Genomic DNA, 17,706 nt, shown 5'->3' on the forward strand with positions numbered 1-17,706 from the left:
CTCTAACCCCAAGCCGACGACCAGCGCAAATTCGTTCCCCACGGCCCCGCGCACCCGGCTTCCGGCCGGCCCCGAGGGACCGGCCGGACCTCATGCGCTCAGCTCCTCCTTGAGCGCGTCCCGCAACCGGGCGGCACGCTGGGTGACCTCCGGCGGGCCGAGCTCCACCGCCCGCGCGCACCACCGCTCACTCTCCGCGAGCGCGCCCCGGCGGGCCGCCAACAGCGCGAGGCGCAGCGCCGCGCGCCCGTGCCCGGCCTCGGCCGCGCGCGTCCACCACAGGGCGGCCTCCGGGAGGCTGCCCTCGCGGGCCAGCAGCAGCCCGAGGTTGAAGGCCGCGTTCCGGCTGCCGGCCTCGGCCGCCGCGCGGTACCAGTCGGCGGCCGCGACCGCGTCGCCCCGGGACGCGGCGAGCATGCCCATCCGGACCTGGGCACCGCGGTGCCCCTGCTCGGCGGCGCGCTCGTACCACTCCTCGCTCTCGCCGCCGGACTCCTCCGGGCCGCTGGCCTCGCGGTCCAGGAGCGCGGCGAGCCGGTAGGCCGCCTCGGCGCTGCCCGCGCCCGCGGCCCGCCGCAGGTGCGGTTCGGCGTCCTGCCACTGGCTTTCCCGCAGGAAGGAGATGGCCGCTTGGAGCGCGGCCTCCGTGTGCCCGGCCTCGGCGGCCCGCTCGTACCACTTGCGGGAGGTGCGCTCGGCGCCCCGGCCCGCGTGCAGGATGCCGAGGTTGAACGCGGCGTCCACGCTGCCGGCCTCGGCCGCCTTGGAGAACCACGGCTCGGCACCCGACGCGTCGCCGCGCTGCAGCAGCAGTACGGCAAGCGCGTTGGACGCCTCCCTGTGCCCCGCGTAGGCGGCCCGGCGGTACCACTGCTCGCTGCGGCCGTCGCGGCCCTGCTGGGCGCAGAGCAGACCGATGTTGTACGCGCCGTTGACGTCGCCGGCCTCCAGGGCGGCGCGGTACCAGCGCTCGGCGGTCTGCAGCTCGCCGCGGTCGGCGTGCAGCGCCCCAAGGGCGTTGGCGGCGTTGCCGTCGCCGTCCTGGGCCGCCCGGCGCCACCACTCCGCCGCGCTCTCCTCGTCGCCCGCGTCCTTCAGGAGGAAGCCGAGGGCGCACGCGGCGCGCGGCTCGCCGTCCTTGGCCGCGATGAGGTACCAGCGCCCGGCCTCCTTGAGCTCGCCGCGCTCCTCCAGGAGCGTGCCGAGGTGCAGCGCGGCCCTGCGGTGCCCGCGGGCCGCGGCCTGTCGGTACCACTGCTCGGCGGCGGCGCGTGGCTCGGCGTGCTCGCCGTATGCGGTGCCGTCGGCCTCCCGCTCGTCCAGGATGCGCGCGAGGCGGTACGCCGCTTCGCGGTGGCCGCGCTCGGCGGCGGCCACGAACCACTTCTCGGCACCGTCCTCGCCGCGGTGGTCGAGCAGGTCGGCCAGCGCGTAGGCGCCCAGGCAGTGGCCGGATTCGGCGGCCTGGCGCAGCCAGTACTCGGCGGCGGGCTCGTCGCCGCGCTCGCGGTAGTGCCGGCCCAGCGCGTGCGCCGCGGCGGCGGACCCGGCGACGGCGGCGATGCGCCACCAGCCGGCCGCCTCGTCGGCGTACCCGCGCTGGTGCAGCAGGACTCCGAGGTTGTTGGCGGCGGCCCGGTCGCCCGCGACGGTGGCGGCGCGCAGGCACGGTTCGGCGCCGTCCAGATCACCGCGGCGCAGCAGCATCGCGCCGAGCATGCTCGCTGCCGCGGGATCGCCCGCGGCGGCGGCCTGCCGGTGGCCCGCCTCGTCCATGGCCTCGGTCGCCTCGGACGGCTCCGTGGTGTCGACTGTTTCGGCCATATCTGCCGCGTCCCGCGCGGGCGGCGGCAGCTCGGATTCGCGCCCGTCGTCGGGCGCATGCACAAATGGTCCTGTCTCCAACAACCTTGCCTTGTCCCCCATAAGGGCCATCGTCGCACCACCCGAAGCCCGGGTACACCTGGTATACCGCAGCCAGTGAGGTCACTTCAGCGTTTTGTCGACTTCCCGACACGACGACATGCCAAACGCTCAGGACCCCAGTCTCCCCAATGCGGGTGGTTTAACGCGCACATACGTGACGTCACACATGACGAAGGCCCGGATCCAAGAGGATCCGGGCCTTCGTCTTTCAGTAGCGGGGACAGGATTTGAACCTGCGACCTCTGGGTTATGAGCCCAGCGAGCTACCGAGCTGCTCCACCCCGCGCCGTTGTGTATTTAAGGTACCACGGCGCGGAGGCGGAGCCATAATCCGCGGTCAGCCGCCCTGCTTGTCCCCCTCGCCGGCCTTCTTCTCCGCGGCGGCGGCCCGGTCCAGCGCGGCCTTCAGCTTCTCCTGCGCCTCGCCGTAGCCGGCCCAGTCGCCGGACTCGCGGGCCTTCTCGCCCTCCTCGTACGCCTGCTGGGCGTCGTCCAGGGCCTCCTGGACGCTCTGGTCCGTGGGCGGCGTCGTACTGCCCTCGTCCGGCGGCGTGGTGGTGTCCTCGTCGCCGTCGTCGCCCACGTTCGGTGCCTTCTTGCCGAACACCACGTCCAGCGCCTCACCGAGGCTGTTCTCGAAGGCCGCCTTGTTGCCGTAGGAGACGAGCACCTTCTTCAGCAACGGATAGTTGGTGCCCGCGCCCCGCAGATAGACCGGCTCGACGTACAGCAGGCCGCCGTCCAGGGGGACGGTGAGCAGATTGCCGTACTCGATCTCCGAGTCGCCCTTCTTGAGGATGTTGAGCGTCTTGGCGACCGTGTCGTCGGAGTTGAACTTCGACTGCACCTGCTGCGGACCGGGGACCGTGGTCTCGGACGGGAGTTTGAGGATTCTGATCTTCCCGTAGTCCGGACTCTTGGCGTTGGCGTCGACCGCCATGAACGCCCCGAGGTTGTCCCGCTTGTTCGGCGTGAACGTCGTCGTCAGCGAGAACGTCTGCTTCTGCTGGTCCGGCATCTTCATGCTGAGGTAGTACGGCGGAACCGCGGTCGCCGACTTGGTCGTCGGGTCGTTCGGGATCTGCCAGCGCTCGCTGCCGGTGTAGAAGGTGTTCGCGTCGGTGACGTGGTACGTCGTGAGCAGCTGGCGCTGCACCTTGAAGAGGTCCTGCGGGTACCGGATGTGCTCCATCAGCTGGTTGCCGATCTTCGACTTGGGCTCGACCGTACCGGGGAACGCCTTCATCCAGGTCTTCAGGACCGGGTCGTTCTTGTCCCACTGGTAGAGCTTGACCGAGCCGTCGTACGCGTCGACCGTCGCCTTGACGGAGTTGCGGATGTAGTTGACCTGGTTCTGCTGGGCCACCACCGCGCGCTGGCCGTCGGTCAGCGAGTCCGCCGTGGTGTCCCCGAGCGTGGTCCGCGAGGAGTACGGATAGCCGTTGCTCGTGGTGTACGCGTCGACGATCCACTTGATGCGGCCGTCGACCACCGCCGGATACGCGTCGCCGTCGATGGTGAGCCACGGCGCGACCGACTCCACGCGCTCCTTGGGCGTGCGGTTGTACAGGACGCGCGAGTCGTCGCCGATGGCACCCGAGTACAGGATCTGCGGCTCGCCGAAGGCCACCGCGTATGCCGCGCGGTTGACCGGATTGCCGAGGTTCACCCCGCTCTTGCCCTTGTAGCTGTAGCTCTTCTCGCCGCTGTCGTCGGAGTAGTCCAGCTCCTGCTGCGGCCCGCCCACGATGGAGTACTGCGTGGTCTTCTCGCCGTAGTAGATGCGCTGCTCGTGCTTGGGGAGGTGCCCCTTGGCGGGCAGGTTCTTCTGGGTGTAGTCCGGCTCGCCCTCATTGACCGTGCCGGTCCCCTTGGCGGTGACCGCGCCGTACCCGTGGGTGTACTTGAAGTGGTCGTTGATCCAGTTCCGCTCGGGGATGCCGGCGATGTTCAGCTCGCGCAGGCCGATGACGGTGTCCTGCTCCTTGCCGTCGCTGCCCTTGTAGCGGTCGACGTCGAGCGTGGCGGGGAACTGGTAGTAACCGCGGACCTGTTGCTGCTGCTGGAAGGTGGGCGAGACGACGTTCGGGTCCAGCAGGCGCATGCTCGCCGTGTTGTCCGCGTCGGCCCGCAGCCGCTCGTTGTCCGCCTTGTCCTTGGGCTTGTAGTCGCCCTTGTAGCCGGTGACCTTGGAGCCGTCGATGCCGTACGCGTCCCGCGTGGCCTCGATGTTCTCCTTGATGAACGGCGCTTCCTTGGCCTGCTCGTTGGGCTGGACCTGGAACTTCTGCACGATCGCCGGGTACAGGCCGCCGATGAGGACGGCCGAGAGCACCATCAGGCCGAAGCCGATGACCGGCAGCTGCCAGGTCCGCCGCCACAGGGTGGCGAAGAAGAGCACGGCACAGATGGCGGCGATGAAGAACAGGATCGTCTTCGCCGGCAGGTAGGCGTGCGCGTCGACGTACCGCAGACCCGTCCAGCCCTCCGCGGACTTCAGGCCGCTGGACTTCACCGCGAGGCCGTACCGGTCGAGCCAGTACGCCATCGCCTTGAGCGACACGAAGATGCCCAGCAGCACCGAGAGGTGGCCGGTGGCCGCCGCGGTGGCGCGGGAACCGGGGCTCGTGACGCGCAGGCCGCCGTACAGGTAGTGCGTGAGCGCCGCGGCGATCAGGCACAGCACCACGCAGGCGAAGCCGAAGCTCAGCAGGAAACGGAACCACGGCAGGTCGAAGGCATAGAAGGAGATGTCCTGGTGGAACTGCGGGTCCTTCTGGCCGAACGGCACACCGTTGACCCACTGCAGCCACGTGCGCCACTGGCTGGAGGCGGACGCGCCGGCGATCAGGCCGACCAGCGCGGTGACCGCGATCAGCACCCACTTCTTGTAGGGCGCGATGCTCATCCGGTAGCGGTCCAGGCTCTGCTGCTCCAGCGACATGGCGCTGAGCGGCGGGCGGAGCCGGTGGGCCAGCCAGACGTTGACCCCGATGGCCGCCGCCATCAGCACGCCGAAGAAGAAGAACAGGCCGACCTTGGTCCACAGGGTCGTGGTGAAGACCGAGGAGTACCTCACCGAGCGGTACCACAGCCAGTCGGTCCAGAACCCGGAGAACATCACGAAGAGCATGGCCAGCACAGCCAGCACGCCCAGGGTCAGGAGCCCGGTCCGCATCCGCCGGGACGGGCGACCCACTCTCGTCCGTGGCCCGGATGGGCCTGAGCCGCGGTCCGGCATCTGGAAAGCCAAGGTGCGCACCTCGAAGTTCGCTGTCGTATGAAGCAGGCCCGGTGATAGTAGGACCCACTCTTGCAACTTACTAAGGCTTTACCCGGTTCCCGTTTTCCGGGAAGTTCAGGGCACGATATTCCACATGACCAACCTCCCCGTTGACGGCACCCCTCTCGCCGCCGACCCACTGACCCGCGCCGTGCTCGAAATCGACGAGTACGCCGCCGGGATCGGCTGGGACCAGCCCGCCCGACTGTTCGCCCTCGTAGACACCGCGCGCCTGCGCGACGAAGAGCCCGCGCTCGCCGCCCAGCTGGGCATCGACGAGAACGCCGACGCCTCCCTGACCCCCGTGGAGCAGGACGAGGTCCCCCCGACCGTCCCGCTCGACGAATTCCTCGGCACCATCGCCTGGCCCGACGCGGTGGCCGGGTGCGCCATGACCGTGGAGCGGCTGATGCTGCCGCCGTCCGCGGAGGAGTCCGTGCCGGCCGGCATGGATGAGGACGCGCTGGCCAAGTGGGTCGCCGAACACCCCGACCGCCAGGAGGTCCGGATGACCGTGGCGGTACTGCGCGACGGTCGGCGCGAGTCGGCGCTGCGGCTGCGCGAGAAGGACTCGACTGCCGAGGTGCTCACCGGTGCCGACCTCGTACCGGGCCTGGCGGAGGCCCTGACGGCGACCTTCGAGGAGTAGCCGGTCGGGTGCCCGGGGGGGGGCTTGGCGGCTCGGGGCGCGCTCACGGGGGGCTGGTGGCATCACGGATGCGCACGGGGGCTTAGGCGCGCACCGGGGCTTGGCGGCTTCTTGGGCGCGCCCGGGGCCAGCGGCTCGGGCGCGCACGAGCCGGCTCGGGGCGCTCGGCGGGAGCGCCCGTGCCGCCCCGAGCTTCCGTCAGGAGTGCGCGGCCGGCGTGCAGCTCGGCAAGTGCGCCGTGTCGCCCTTACGGATCTTCGCCAGGGCCTGCGTCGCGTCGTGCATGGTGTTCACCTTGACGAGCCGGAGCCCGTCCGGGATGTCCTTGGCCGCGGTCGCGCAGTTGTCCTTCGGGGTGAGGAAGTACTCGGCGCCCTTGTCGCGGGCCGCGACGATCTTCATGGAGATGCCGCCGATCGGCCCGACCTTGCCCTTGTCGTCGATCGTTCCCGTACCGGCGACGAAGTTCCCGCCGGTCAGGTCCGCGGGCGTGAGCTTGTCGACGATCCCGAGAGCAAACATCAGGCCCGCGCTCGGACCGCCCACGTCGGCGAGCTTGATGTCGATCTCGAACGGGAACGTGTGATCCAGGCCGGCCTGGATGCCGACGATGGCCCGGCCGTCCGGGGCCTTCTTGGTCGTCAGCGAGACCTGGCGGCCACCGGAGGGCTTCCGGCCCTTCTTCTCCGCCGCGGCCGCTTCCTTGGCCGGGACCAGCGTGAACGTGACCTTCTCGCCCGCCTTGTGCTTCGTGACCAGCCCGGCGACGTCCGCGGGCCGCTTCACCGCCGTACCGTCCACCGCCTTGATGACGTCACCGGCGTGCAGCGTGCCGTCGGCCGGGGTGTCCTTCATGACCGAGGCGACCACGACCTGTGAGTCCACCGGGATGTGCAGCTCGTTCAGGGCCGCCACCTTGGCGCTCTCCTGGGACTGGCTGAACTCCTCGGCGTTCTCCTGGTCGGCCTGCTCGGCCGTCTGGTTGTCCGGGTACAGCGTCTTGTGCGGCACCACGGCGCTGTCGTGCGCCAGCCAGCCGTACGCCGCCTCGAAGAGGTTCATGCGGTAGTCGGGGCCGGTGACGCGGACCGTCGTCATGTTGAGATGACCGGACGTCGGATACGTCTTGCGGCCGTCGATCTGCAGCACCGGCTCGCCCCCGTGATCGCCGAGAGTGTTGACCGTGGGCCCCGGCGTCATCTGCGCGTACGGCACGGGAATCAGCACCCCGGCGCACAAGAGCGCGATCAGCATGAGGGTCGAAGCGAGGAGCGTCGCGGTCCGGCGTGGCATGGAACGACAGTACGGGACGGGTATGACAAGCGGCCCGCGGGGCCGTCCGTACGGGGCTCAGAGTCTGTGTCTGAGCCCTGGTCGGATCAGCGAACGTCGTCTGGTGCGTGCTATCGCAAGGCGCCGGAGCACCCTCGTAGCGGAGCTACGTGGGTGTTTCGGCAACGCCGCGAGAGTGCGTGCCAGGCGGCGGGCGCCCGGCCGGGGCTCAGACACAGGCTCTCAGGCCGCGTCGGAACGGACCTCCGCGGGCGGCACGTCCTCCCGCTCCATGGCCTCCCGGAAACGAGCGTACCCGGCGAGCTCGGCAACATCCCCGGCCTTGCGGTACCTCGTGGTCCACGTACTCCACACAACGGCACCCAGTGCGGCGAGAACCGGAATCAGCAACCAGAGAAGCGCACCCATAGCGGCCTCCCGACCCCTTGTACACAACCGCAACGACGAATAAGCAGATTAACCATCGGACAGCTCAACGCTCAGGCCCGGGGGCGGGTTACGCAACCGGAGGACGGTGTCGGCTGACCGGCTGATCACCGGGCGTCTGCGGCGGGGCGCCCGTAGAGGGCGCGTACCCACTTACGGGCAGCTCACCGCTCCCGTGCGCCCCATGAATGCCTCCTACACGCTTTCTTTACGCCATGGGAGCGAACCGATCACGTCGCGCACGCTCCGGGGGGCGCTACGCCCCCACCCACTCTTCCGTCCCATCCGAAAACGTCTGGTGCTTCCAGATCGGGACCTCGTGCTTGAGGTCGTCGATGAGCCGTCTGCACGCCTCGAAGGCCTCCCCCCGGTGCGCGCAGGACACCGCCACGACGACCGCGAGGTCACCGATGCGCAGATCCCCCACCCGGTGGACCGCGGCCAGCGCCCGGACGGGGAAGTCCGCCGCCACCTTCTCCGCGACCCGGCGGAGCTCCGCCTCGGCCGTCGGGTGTGCGGAGTAGCCGAGCCCGTCGACGTCCGAGCCGCCGTCGTGCGAGCGGACCGTGCCGACGAACAGGGCGGTCCCGCCGGACGCGGCGTCCCCGACGGCCGTGAACACCTCGTCCACGGACAGCGGCGTGTCCCGGATGCCCAGCAGCCGGATCGGATCCGCTGTCCCCTGCTCACCGGGGTGGTCGGGGCGCGGCGACGGGTGGTGGTTCGTACCAGACATGCGCCCATCGTGCCCCACGGACGCGGCGCGGGGGAATGGCTGTTTCACCTGGTGTACGGACCGCCTTATGGAGGGTCCTACCAGACCGTAGGGGGACTGCCGCCGCGTACGGACGACGCATTCCCGCCGTCCGGAGGGAGCCACCGCTTCCGTACGGTTCCCGGCACTCCTGTGGCGCACGTGCCCCGAGAGGCGCCGTCGCGCTGCCTCAGATGCGCCGCCGGGCCTTACGGGCGCGGCGTACGAGCGCGGCGGTACCCAGCAGCGCGACGGTCGCGCCCGCCGCACCGGCGGCGGTGGCGTCCTTGCGGCCCAGCCGGCGCCCGGCCACCGTGTGCCGCCCCGCGACCTCCTCCAGGAGCTCGGCGAGCACCTCCTCGTTGGTCCAGCGGGGCCGCCAGCCCGCGTCGTGCAGCCGGCTGCCGCTGACCACCCACGGGTGCATCGTGTACGCCAGGTCGCCGGCGGGCGAGGGTGTGAGCCCGATGCGGTGCAGCCGGGCCGCGGCGCCGAGGGCCACCGAGGAGGGCAGCTCCATCCTGCGGATACCGGTGAGCTCCTCGACCTCCTCCTGCTCCAGCCAGCCGTCGCAGCCCACCGCGAGCTCGCCCTCGACCTTCTCCAGGGCGGCGTACTCCAGGGCGCTGACCAGGTCCTCCACGTGGCAGAACTGCCACGTGGGACGGGAGCCCGCGACGACCAGGAGGCGCGGCGACTCGAAGTACCGGGTCAGCGCGGTGTCGGTGCCGCCCACGAGGACGGTGGGCCGCAGCACCGTGACGTTCAGTCCGGGATGGGCGCGCGGCGCCCGGTGGGCCAGCCGTTCGATCTCCATCAGGTCGCCGACCCCGGTGGCGTCCGCGGTCGCGCGCAGCTCGGCGTCCTCGGAGAGCGGGACGTCGTTGTCGGGCAGCGCCCCGTAGACCATCGCGGAGGTGCACAGGACGACCCGGTGCACGCCGGCCGCGGCGGCCGCGGTCAGGACGGTCTGGGTGCCGCGCACGTTGTACGCGGTGCGGGCGGCCGGGTCGGTCTCCAGGTCGAGGTCGAGCGCCAGGTGGACGACGACGTCGGCGCCCCGGAGCTTCTCGGCGATGGCGGGGTCGCGGACATCCAGTACGTGCCAGTCGGCGTCCTCGTCGTCCCCGCGCCGCTCATCGATGGCCACGACCCGCTTGACCTCGTCGGACTCCAGCAGGGCACGGGTCAGCAGCGCGCCGATACCGGAGGCGGCGCCGGTGACCGCCACGACGGGGCGGTGCTGTGGCGCGGCGGCCCCGGGGAGGGTCGTATCGGACGTCTTCTCGGGCCTGGCAGCACTGTTTCGCGCTGCGCGAACGGTCGGATCTGGGGAACTCACCGGGCGTCTCCAGCGGTTGTCTTCAGTACGTATGCGCACCGGCGCGTACGGACCAGCGTGCGTCCATCCTGCCGCAGGCGCCCCGACAGCCAAGCACCGAGCCCCGGAGCGGCGCGGGGTGTCAGGAGGTGTCCGGCCGACCTGCTCCGCGGCCGCGGAGAACGGCCGGGCACCCTCTAGGCTGGAAGGGAATGTCGGGCAGCCGCCGTCGGCCCGGGGCCGGCGGCCCTACGAGCCGAGGAAACCCGTGAGTGACAACCCATTCGGATTCGGCCTTCCGCCGGAGGAGCCGGAGGACGGCGACAACGGCAAGCAGAAGGGCGGCCAGGGAGGTAACCAGGGCCCCGCGAATCCCTTCGGGTTCGGCGGCGGGAGCGGCGGCGCGGACAATCCGTTCGCGGCGCTCTTCGGCGGCATGGGCGGGCCCGGGGGCGAGATGAACCCTGGCGACCTCGGAGCCGCCTTCCAGAAGCTCGGCCAGATGCTCTCGTACGAGGGCGGCCCGGTGAACTGGGACATGGCCAAGGACATCGCGCGCCAGACGGTGGCGCAGGGCGCCCCGGACGGCAGCAAGGACTCCAGCGTGGCGCCCGGCGAGCGGGCGGCGGTCGAGGAGGCCGTGCGCCTTGCCGACCTGTGGCTGGACGGCGTGACGTCGCTGCCCTCGGGCGCGAACACCGTCGTGGCCTGGAGCCGCGCCGAGTGGGTCGAGGAGACCCTCCCGGTGTGGAAGGAGCTCGTGGACCCGGTCGCCGAGCGCGTCGGCGCCGCGATGGGCGATGTGCTCCCCGAGGAGATGCAGGCCATGGCGGGCCCGCTGCTCGGAATGATGCGCTCCATGGGCGGCGCGATGTTCGGCACCCAGATCGGGCAGGCGCTCGGCACGCTGGCCGGCGAGGTCGTCGGCTCCACGGACGTCGGACTGCCGCTGGGCCCGGCCGGCAAGGCCGCCCTGCTGCCGGGCAACGCCGAGGCGCTCGGCTCCGGCCTGGGCGTGCCCCCGGAGGAGGTGCGGCTGTACCTGGCCCTGCGCGAGGCCGCCCATCAGCGCCTCTTCGCGCACGTCCCGTGGCTGCGCTCGCATCTCTTCGGTGCGGTCGAGGGCTACGCACGCGGCATCAAGGTCGACACCAGCAAGCTGGAGGACGCGGTCGGCCAGCTCGACCCGGCGCATCCGGAGCAGCTGCAGGACGCGCTGCAGCAGGGCATGTTCCAGCCCGAGGACACCCCGGAGCAGAAGGCCGCGCTGGCCCGTCTGGAGACGGCGCTGGCGCTCGTGGAGGGCTGGGTGGACGCGGTGGTGCACGCCGCGGCGGCCCCGCACCTGCCGTCGGCCGACGCGCTGCGCGAAACGTTGCGGCGGCGCCGGGCGACCGGCGGTCCGGCCGAGCAGACCTTCGCCACGCTCATCGGTCTAGAGCTGCGTCCGCGGCGCCTGCGGGACGCCTCGCGGCTGTGGGCCTCGCTCACGGACGCGCGCGGCCTGGAGGGCCGGGACGCGCTGTGGTCGCACCCGGACATGCTGCCCACGGCGCAGGACCTGGACGACCCGGACGGCTTCGTCCACCGCGAGCAGCTGGACTTCTCCGAGCTGGACAAGATGCTCGGCGAGGCGGCGAAGGGCACGGCCGAGGGCGGCAAGCCGGATCTGAGCAAGCGCGAGGGCGCCGAGGGCGAGCGCTCCGAGGACGAGGGTTCCGAGGGCAAGGACGGCGGCGAGGGCGACGGCACCAAGTGACCGTGAGCCTTCATGAGAACGCGGCGCGGGTCCTCAAGGAGTGGCCCGCGCCCGCTCCCGACCAGGAGCAGCTGCGGCTGGCCTACCTGGACCACCTGGCCGCCCACCCGGACGGCATGTGGAAGCCCTGCGGCGACGGGCACCTCACGGCGAGCGCCCTGGTGATCGACCCGTCGCGCGGCCGGGTGCTGCTCACGCTGCACAAGAAGCTGCGGATGTGGCTGCAGATGGGCGGCCACTGCGAGCCCGAGGACACCACGCTGGCGGACGCGGCGCTGCGCGAGGCACGCGAGGAGTCCGGCATCGCCCGGGGGCTGACGCTGCTGCCGGGCGGCCCGGTGCGCCTGGACCGCCATCACACGCCCTGCGCGTGGCACTTGGACGTGCAGTACGCCGCGCTGGCCCCGGAGGGCGCCACGGAGGCGATCAGCGACGAGTCCCTGGACCTGCGCTGGTTCCCGTACGACGAGGTGCCGGACGTGGCCGACGAGTCGGTGGTACGGCTCGTGGAGCGGACGAGAGCGCTCCTGTAGGACGCACGGCGAGCGGGCCCGGCACTCAGTGTGCCGGGCCCGCTCGCGCGTCTCTGAGGCGCGCCTGGAGGCGCCCTCCTCAGTTCGAGAAGATGTTGCCCTGATTCTGCCCGTGGGCGCCGCGCTGCCCCATCCCGTACTGGGCGGCGAGGCCCTGCCCGGTGACGGCGTTCTGCGGCGGCAGCAGCTCGCTGGGCTGGACGAGCGCGTAGCCCTGTCCGAGGAAGCTGAGCTCCCAGCCCTCGCCCGTGCTGCCGCGGCGCCGCCACACGCCCGAGGAATGCGTCTGCGCCTGCATCTGGACGCGCAGCGAGGTGGACCAGGCGACCACCGCGTCCGCGTCGGCGTTGACGTACTTGTCGGGCGTCACCGGCATCATCAGGGGCTGGCCCGAGGTCATCAGCGCGACCTTGCCCCGCCCCGAGATGTTGAGCTGGTACTTGCCGGTGCCCGAGATGCCGTACTGGCTGTCCACGGAGATGACCTCCCAGTGGAGCGTGGAGTCCAGCGCGAGCACGTAGTTGCTGTCGACGGTCAGCCCGTCGTGGTCGACGTCCACGAGATGGACGTACTGGGCGAGGTTGGCCAGGTAGACCGTGCCCTGTCCGGAGACGCGCATCAGGTCCAGGCCCTCGCCGGCCCGGGCGCGCCGCCGCTGCTGGTTCGGGGTCTGGTACTCCCCGTCGAATTCGAGCAGCCCCTGATAGGCGACCATCGTGCCCTTACGGGCGAGCAGGTCCTCGTGGCCGGTGAGCGCCACCCGCAGCAACTGCGGGTTCTGCAGCGCGTACCGGTCCTGGGTCTGCGCCTCTGTGTAGGCGAAAAGCGGGCTCTGCATGGTTACGGAAGTCCTCCCCCTCAGCCCCGGGCCCGGAGCCGGTCGGCGCTGTCCTCGCTGGGCTGTACGACCACGAAGCCCTGGCCGGAGAAGCCGAGCTGGTACGCCTCGCCGCTGCCGCGCCCGATCATCGAGGACGCCTTGAAGCTGCGCTTGCCCTTCACGTTCAGGTTCGTCGACCAGGCCACGAGCGCGTCCGGGTCCACATAGGTCTCGTCCTCGCCGCGGCCGCAGTCGACGACGATCGGAGTGCCGCGCGAGGTCAGGGCGACCCATCCGGTACCCGCGATCCCCACGTTGAACAATCCCTGTCCCGCGAACTTCGCCATCCCCTTGACGCGTTGCACGCCCCACTGGAGGTGCGCGTCGAAGGCGAGCAGGTTGGTGCCGTTCACGGAGATCGCGTCGTCGTTGAGGTTCAGGCACACGACGTCGGCGCCGTAATCGGCGAGGTAGAGCAGGCCGTCGCCACTGGCCTGCATCAGGGGCGCGCCCTCGCCGGTCAGCCACTGGGAGGCCATCTGGCGCACGGCGGGCGGGTTCGGCTGGTACTGGACGAAGCCTTCGTAGGCGACCATCGATCCGGTGCGGCAGAAGACGTCCTGGCCGCTCTGCATGGCGATCTTCACCATCGCGCTGCCGTGGTTCTCCATACGGGCCGCGGGCGCGGTCGGGGCGTAGCCCGAAAGCTGCTGCTGAGTCATGACGGGCTCCCTCAGACCTCGTAGGGCTGGACGACGATGAAGTTGCCGGGAGCACCCCGGAACTGGAGGTTCACGGTCTCGCCGGAGTGGCCGGGGTACGCGCTGCGGCGCAGCCGCACCTGGCTGGAGATGATCACCTGGGAGGCGGCGGACCACGCGACGATGGCGTTGGCGTCCGCGAAGGTGGTCGGCGTGACGGGCAGGACGACGGGCGTGCCGGCGGTCTTCACGACCACCGTGCCGGTGCCCTGGAACTGCATGGTGAACAGCGCGCCCCCTGGGATGCCGTGCCCTTCGATACGGCGCACCTCGTGCTGCAGCGACTCGTCGAAGGCCAGCACGCTCTCGGCATTGACGCAGATCGCGTCGCCCTGCAGCTCGATGGGGTGCACATGGGCGCTGTTCTCCGCGAAGAAGACCTGGCCCTGGCCGGAGCAGCGCATCAGCTGCATCTCCTGGCCGGTGGCGTTGCCCACGATGCGGCCGCGGAAGCCGGCGCCCTTGTAGCTGAAGTCGACCTTGCCCTGGTAGAGCACCATGCTGCCCTGGCGGGCCAGCACCGGCTGTCCGTCGACGCCGAGGTCGACCCGGATCAGCTTCTCGCTCTGGGGCGTCCAGCGCTGCCCTGTGGGGGCCTCCCGGTACTTCTGCAGCGAGGCTTCCAGCCCGGCGCCACCGCCCTGCTGCGGCACGGCGTACTGTCCGCTGCCCTGCGGCGCGGGCTGCCCGTAGGCGGGCGGCTGCTGACCGTACGGACTGGGCTGAGCCGGCGGCGGGACGGGCTGGCCCGGATAGGGCGTGGGCGCCGGCGGCGCCATGGGGGCGGCGATGGTCGGCGCCGCGTGCATCTGGGCCTGCTGGTCCTGCTGTGGAGCCATCGGCTGCTGGGGGAAACCGGGCTGCTCGTTCGGCTGCTGTACGGGGGCGGGCTCGGGCTGCGTGGCGTACGGCTGCGCGGGCTCCGGGACCGTGGGCTGCTGCGGGGCACCGAAGCCGGGCGCCGGGGCGGGAGCGGGGGCCGGGGCCGGGGCCGGCGCTGCGGCCGCGGGCGGTGCGAAGCCGGGCACGGGCTCCGCGGCGGCGGGCGGTGCGAACCCGGGAACGGCGTCCGGCTGCGGCGCGGCCTCCGCCTCCTCGGCGACCTCGCCGCCGAAGTTCTTCAGCAGCGCCTCCAGTCCGCCGTCGAACCCCTGCCCGACAGCCGCGAAGCGCCACACGTCCTTCATGTAGAAGTCGCCGAGCATGACAGCACGCTCGGTGCTGAACTCGGCCCCCGTGAAGGAGTACCGCGCGACTTCCTCTCCCCCGGCGACGATCCGGATGTACCCCGGACCGATCTGCGACATCTGGCCCGCGCCGTCGATCGCCGCGGTGAAGGACAGCTTCTGGATGTGCTGCGGGATCCGGTCGAGCGTGACCCGGAAGGACTCGGTGTCACCGGCCTGCGCGCCGAGCTGCTGGAGGGACTCCTCGGGCGACTTCGGCTGGTTGAAGAAGATGAAGTACCGGTCGTCGGACAGCTTTTCGTCGGCGTCGAGGCCGAAACAGCTGATGTCGAAGGTCAGACCGGGACCGGCGATCTGTACGCCCACGTACAGATCCGTCCCTGCGGTCAGGTCACTGATCCTGGCCTTGTGGCCCCGTTGGAATTCCCTGGCCATACGTAACGACCGTCCCCCATCCGAGCTTGATTGCGTTGCGCGTCAGGCTAACGGCTGGTACGTATGCGGCACGATGCCGGGGCTCGACGGTTCTGTCACGAAAGCGGCGGCCGTGCTGGCCCCGCCGTCACTCGCTGCGCGCGGCGGGCAGGTGCGGCAGCCGGTCTGCGGCGACCACTCCTTCGAGGTAACCACGCGCTCGCTCCGTCCGTGGATACGCCGTCAACAGCTCCCAGAAGCTGGGACCGTGTCCGGGCACGAGCAGATGCGCCAGCTCGTGCACGAGCACGTAGTCGATGACGTACTCCGGCATGCCCTGCAGCCGGTGCGACAGCCGGATGCTGCCCTCGGCCGGCGTGCACGATCCCCAGCGGGTGTTCTGGTTGGTGACCCAGCGCACGGACGCCGGGCGGGCCCGGCCGCCCAGGTACTGCGCCGACAGCCGCTCGGCGCGCTCGGCCAGGTCGTCGTCGCCCAGCATCCGCTTGCTCTCCTGGGCGGCCAGCTTGTCCAGCATGACCGTCACCCAGCGGCGCTCCTCGGCTTCGGACATCCGGGCCGGGATCAGGACGACGGTCCGGTCGCCCTCTCTGTACGCGGAGACCGTCCGCCGCCGCCGCGAGCTTCTGCGCACCTCGACCGCGCTGGTCGCGGACGCGCGGCTCTGCGGGCTCGCTACTGTCCTGCGCTGCGGGTCGGCGGCACGGTGCGGTGGGTCGGCGGGCACGCCCCGACGTTACCTTCTGGCGCCGGGCGAAGTCCCGTCCCCGAGCCGGGTTGCGGGCGAAACCCTCCATGACGGGTAAAGAGACGCTCGGCACTTGTACGACTAATCGCGCCTTCTGTGGATAACTTCAGGCACCGATTCGGCCTTTGCCGCATGCTCGAGCCGTACGCCAGATCCGGACCTCTGCGGACGGCCGGAAGACCACCGCGAAGTACATGATCAGCGTCCAGAAGTCCGTGACCATCCGCCCGCCCAACGGCACCATCGACCGGCACCGCACCAACGGGGGACGACATGCCGCACCCACACCCGACCATCTCACCACCCACGCCGCCCTCACCACCCGAATCGCCGAAAACCACTTCCCGCCCGGGCCCCTCTCCCCTCCCTTCCCCGCACCCGATGCTCAAGCCGGCTCTGCGGCGCGGCTGGCCGGACCGGGCCACCGTGCGCTTCGGCGTCGCCCCGGCCCACGCCGTGGCGGTGGGCCCCGTGGACATCGCGACCGGCAGCCTGCTGAGCCTGATCGACGGCACCCGCAGCGTGGAGCAACTGGAGCGCGAGGCCAAGGCGCTGGAGCTGCCGCCGGGTCATGCCCGCGAAATCGTCGACCGTCTGGAGGCCGCCGGGCTGCTGGACACTCCGGCCCGCGGCACCCCGGCGACCGACGCGCTCCAGGCCGACGTCCCCGCCTTCGACCGGTTACGCCCTGACCTGGCCGCACTGTCGGTACGCCATCGCGACTCGGCAGGCGCGGACGAACGGATGGGGGCGCGCCGCTCCGCACGGGTGCTGGTGCGCGGCACGGGCCGGGTGGGCGCGTCGATCGCGGCACTGCTCTCCGCGGCGGGCGTCGGGCAGGTGGACGTGTACGACAGCGGCCGGGTCGAGCCCTGGGACGTACTGCCCGCCGGTTTCCCCGCCGACCGCATCGGCGAACGGCGCGACGTGTCCGCCCGCCGCCTGGTCAGCGCCTCCTCCCCATGGAAGCGCCGAACCGGCCGCCCCACCCGGACCACCGGCGGCACATCCGATCCGCGCCATGAGCCCCCTCTCGCGCTGACGGTGCTCGCCCCGCGGGACGGCCTGGCCGCCTATGCCCCCGATCCCCGGCTCGCCGAGGAGTTCCTCGCCTCCGGCATGCCTCACCTGTACGTGGGGGTGATCGAGGCCACGGGTGTGGTGGGGCCGTTGGTGATCCCCGGCGACTCGGCCTGCGCCGGCTGCTGGGAGCTGCGCCGTACGGATGCCGAGCCGGCCTGGCCCCAGCTGCTGGCACAGTGGCGTTCGGGCCGCGCCGCGCCGGTCGTGCCCGCGTGCGACGCGGCGCTGGCCACGACGGTGGCGGGACTCGCCGCGACGCAGGTCCTGACGTTCCTCGACGGGCATCTGCCACCCTGTACGGGCGCACGGACAGAGCTTGCGCTCCCCTGTATGAGCTGGGACACCGATCAGATCGAGGCTCACCCCGAGTGCGCTTGTGGCGCGGCGCGCTCCCCTGCCACCGCAGCCGCCTCGGATCCTCGGCCCCGACACGCAACAATGACGGAGTAACCCCACCCGGGGCCAGCGCGAGTTGGAGGGGCGTATGCCGGCACAACCTCACCCAGCGGATACCGATCCCACGGCCACCGACCGCGCCGTCCCGACCGCCTTCGCCCACCCCGCCGACCGCACCGAACGCTCCGGCGTCACGGGCGTCATCGGCCTCGCTGCCGCGACCGCGGTCACTGTCCCGACCGTTCCAACTCATCCACCCACTCCGACCGATCCGACCGCTCTGACTCACCTGACCTGTGGGAACAACGCTCCCGGCCGAGTCGGGACCTTGG

At 71.3% G+C, this 17,706-nt stretch carries 13 protein-coding genes and 1 tRNA gene; 4 read left to right on the plus strand and 10 right to left on the minus strand.

Features of this window, described 5'->3' with window-relative positions; translation table 11 throughout:
• Positions 1-90: 90 nt before the first annotated feature.
• From AB0I82_RS17770 to AB0I82_RS17780, 3 genes are all read right to left on the minus strand, one after another.
• Positions 91-1,935 (minus strand): tetratricopeptide repeat protein, encoded by a 1,845-nt coding sequence (locus tag AB0I82_RS17770; protein WP_363258164.1) that lies wholly within the window; start codon positions 1,933-1,935, stop codon positions 91-93.
• Between the two features lie 203 nt (positions 1,936-2,138).
• Positions 2,139-2,212: transfer RNA gene (locus tag AB0I82_RS17775), tRNA-Met, on the minus strand.
• 51 nt (positions 2,213-2,263) lie between these two features.
• Positions 2,264-5,167: a UPF0182 family protein gene (locus tag AB0I82_RS17780; RefSeq protein WP_363258413.1), complete on the minus strand. Its 2,904-nt coding sequence runs from the start codon at positions 5,165-5,167 to the stop codon at positions 2,264-2,266.
• Positions 5,168-5,303: 136 nt separating this feature from the next.
• Here AB0I82_RS17780 and AB0I82_RS17785 point away from each other — a divergent pair, with 136 nt between their 5' ends.
• On the plus strand, positions 5,304-5,858 hold the full coding sequence (locus tag AB0I82_RS17785) for a PPA1309 family protein (RefSeq protein WP_030264223.1): 555 nt from the start codon (positions 5,304-5,306) through the stop codon (positions 5,856-5,858).
• Positions 5,859-6,056: 198 nt separating this feature from the next.
• Here AB0I82_RS17785 and AB0I82_RS17790 read toward each other — a convergent pair whose 3' ends face one another.
• The 3 genes from AB0I82_RS17790 to AB0I82_RS17800 form a co-directional block, all read right to left on the minus strand.
• A complete protein-coding gene (locus AB0I82_RS17790; RefSeq protein ID WP_363258165.1) occupies positions 6,057-7,151 on the minus strand; it encodes a PDZ domain-containing protein in 1,095 nt (364 codons plus the stop codon).
• Between the two features lie 682 nt (positions 7,152-7,833).
• Positions 7,834-8,313: a molybdenum cofactor biosynthesis protein MoaE gene (locus AB0I82_RS17795; RefSeq protein WP_363258166.1), complete on the minus strand. Its 480-nt coding sequence runs from the start codon at positions 8,311-8,313 to the stop codon at positions 7,834-7,836.
• A gap of 208 nt (positions 8,314-8,521) precedes the next feature.
• Positions 8,522-9,673, minus strand: a complete 1,152-nt coding sequence (locus AB0I82_RS17800; protein WP_363258167.1) for an SDR family oxidoreductase — start codon at positions 9,671-9,673, stop codon at positions 8,522-8,524.
• 247 nt (positions 9,674-9,920) lie between these two features.
• On the opposite strand from AB0I82_RS17800, the gene AB0I82_RS17805 reads away from it, so the two are divergent.
• The gene (locus tag AB0I82_RS17805) at positions 9,921-11,411 is read left to right on the plus strand and encodes a zinc-dependent metalloprotease (protein ID WP_363258168.1); all 1,491 of its coding nucleotides are present in this window, start codon (positions 9,921-9,923) and stop codon (positions 11,409-11,411) included.
• Between the two features lie 2 nt (positions 11,412-11,413).
• Positions 11,414-11,944: an NUDIX hydrolase gene (locus tag AB0I82_RS17810; protein WP_363258169.1), complete on the plus strand. Its 531-nt coding sequence runs from the start codon at positions 11,414-11,416 to the stop codon at positions 11,942-11,944.
• 79 nt (positions 11,945-12,023) lie between these two features.
• On the opposite strand, the gene AB0I82_RS17815 is transcribed toward AB0I82_RS17810, so the two are convergent.
• The 4 genes from AB0I82_RS17815 to AB0I82_RS17830 all read right to left on the minus strand — a co-directional run bounded on the left by AB0I82_RS17815 (position 12,024) and on the right by AB0I82_RS17830 (position 15,874).
• Positions 12,024-12,782 carry an AIM24 family protein gene (locus AB0I82_RS17815; protein ID WP_363258170.1) on the minus strand — a complete coding sequence of 253 codons (759 nt, stop codon included), beginning with the start codon at positions 12,780-12,782 and terminating at the stop codon, positions 12,024-12,026.
• A gap of 20 nt (positions 12,783-12,802) precedes the next feature.
• Positions 12,803-13,486, minus strand: coding sequence for an AIM24 family protein (locus AB0I82_RS17820; RefSeq protein ID WP_363258171.1), 684 nt, complete (start codon positions 13,484-13,486; stop codon positions 12,803-12,805).
• A gap of 11 nt (positions 13,487-13,497) precedes the next feature.
• Positions 13,498-15,147: a TerD family protein gene (locus tag AB0I82_RS17825; protein WP_363258172.1), complete on the minus strand. Its 1,650-nt coding sequence runs from the start codon at positions 15,145-15,147 to the stop codon at positions 13,498-13,500.
• A 127-nt stretch (positions 15,148-15,274) separates the two neighbouring features.
• Positions 15,275-15,874: a M48 family metallopeptidase gene (locus AB0I82_RS17830; RefSeq protein WP_363258173.1), complete on the minus strand. Its 600-nt coding sequence runs from the start codon at positions 15,872-15,874 to the stop codon at positions 15,275-15,277.
• A 402-nt stretch (positions 15,875-16,276) separates the two neighbouring features.
• Between AB0I82_RS17830 and AB0I82_RS17835 the strand changes: the two genes are divergently transcribed.
• On the plus strand, positions 16,277-17,428 hold the full coding sequence (locus tag AB0I82_RS17835; RefSeq protein ID WP_363258174.1) for a TOMM precursor leader peptide-binding protein: 1,152 nt from the start codon (positions 16,277-16,279) through the stop codon (positions 17,426-17,428).
• Positions 17,429-17,706 lie beyond the last annotated feature (278 nt).

The organism is Streptomyces sp. NPDC050315, from assembly GCF_040655775.1.
Lineage (GTDB): Bacteria > Actinomycetota > Actinomycetes > Streptomycetales > Streptomycetaceae > Streptomyces.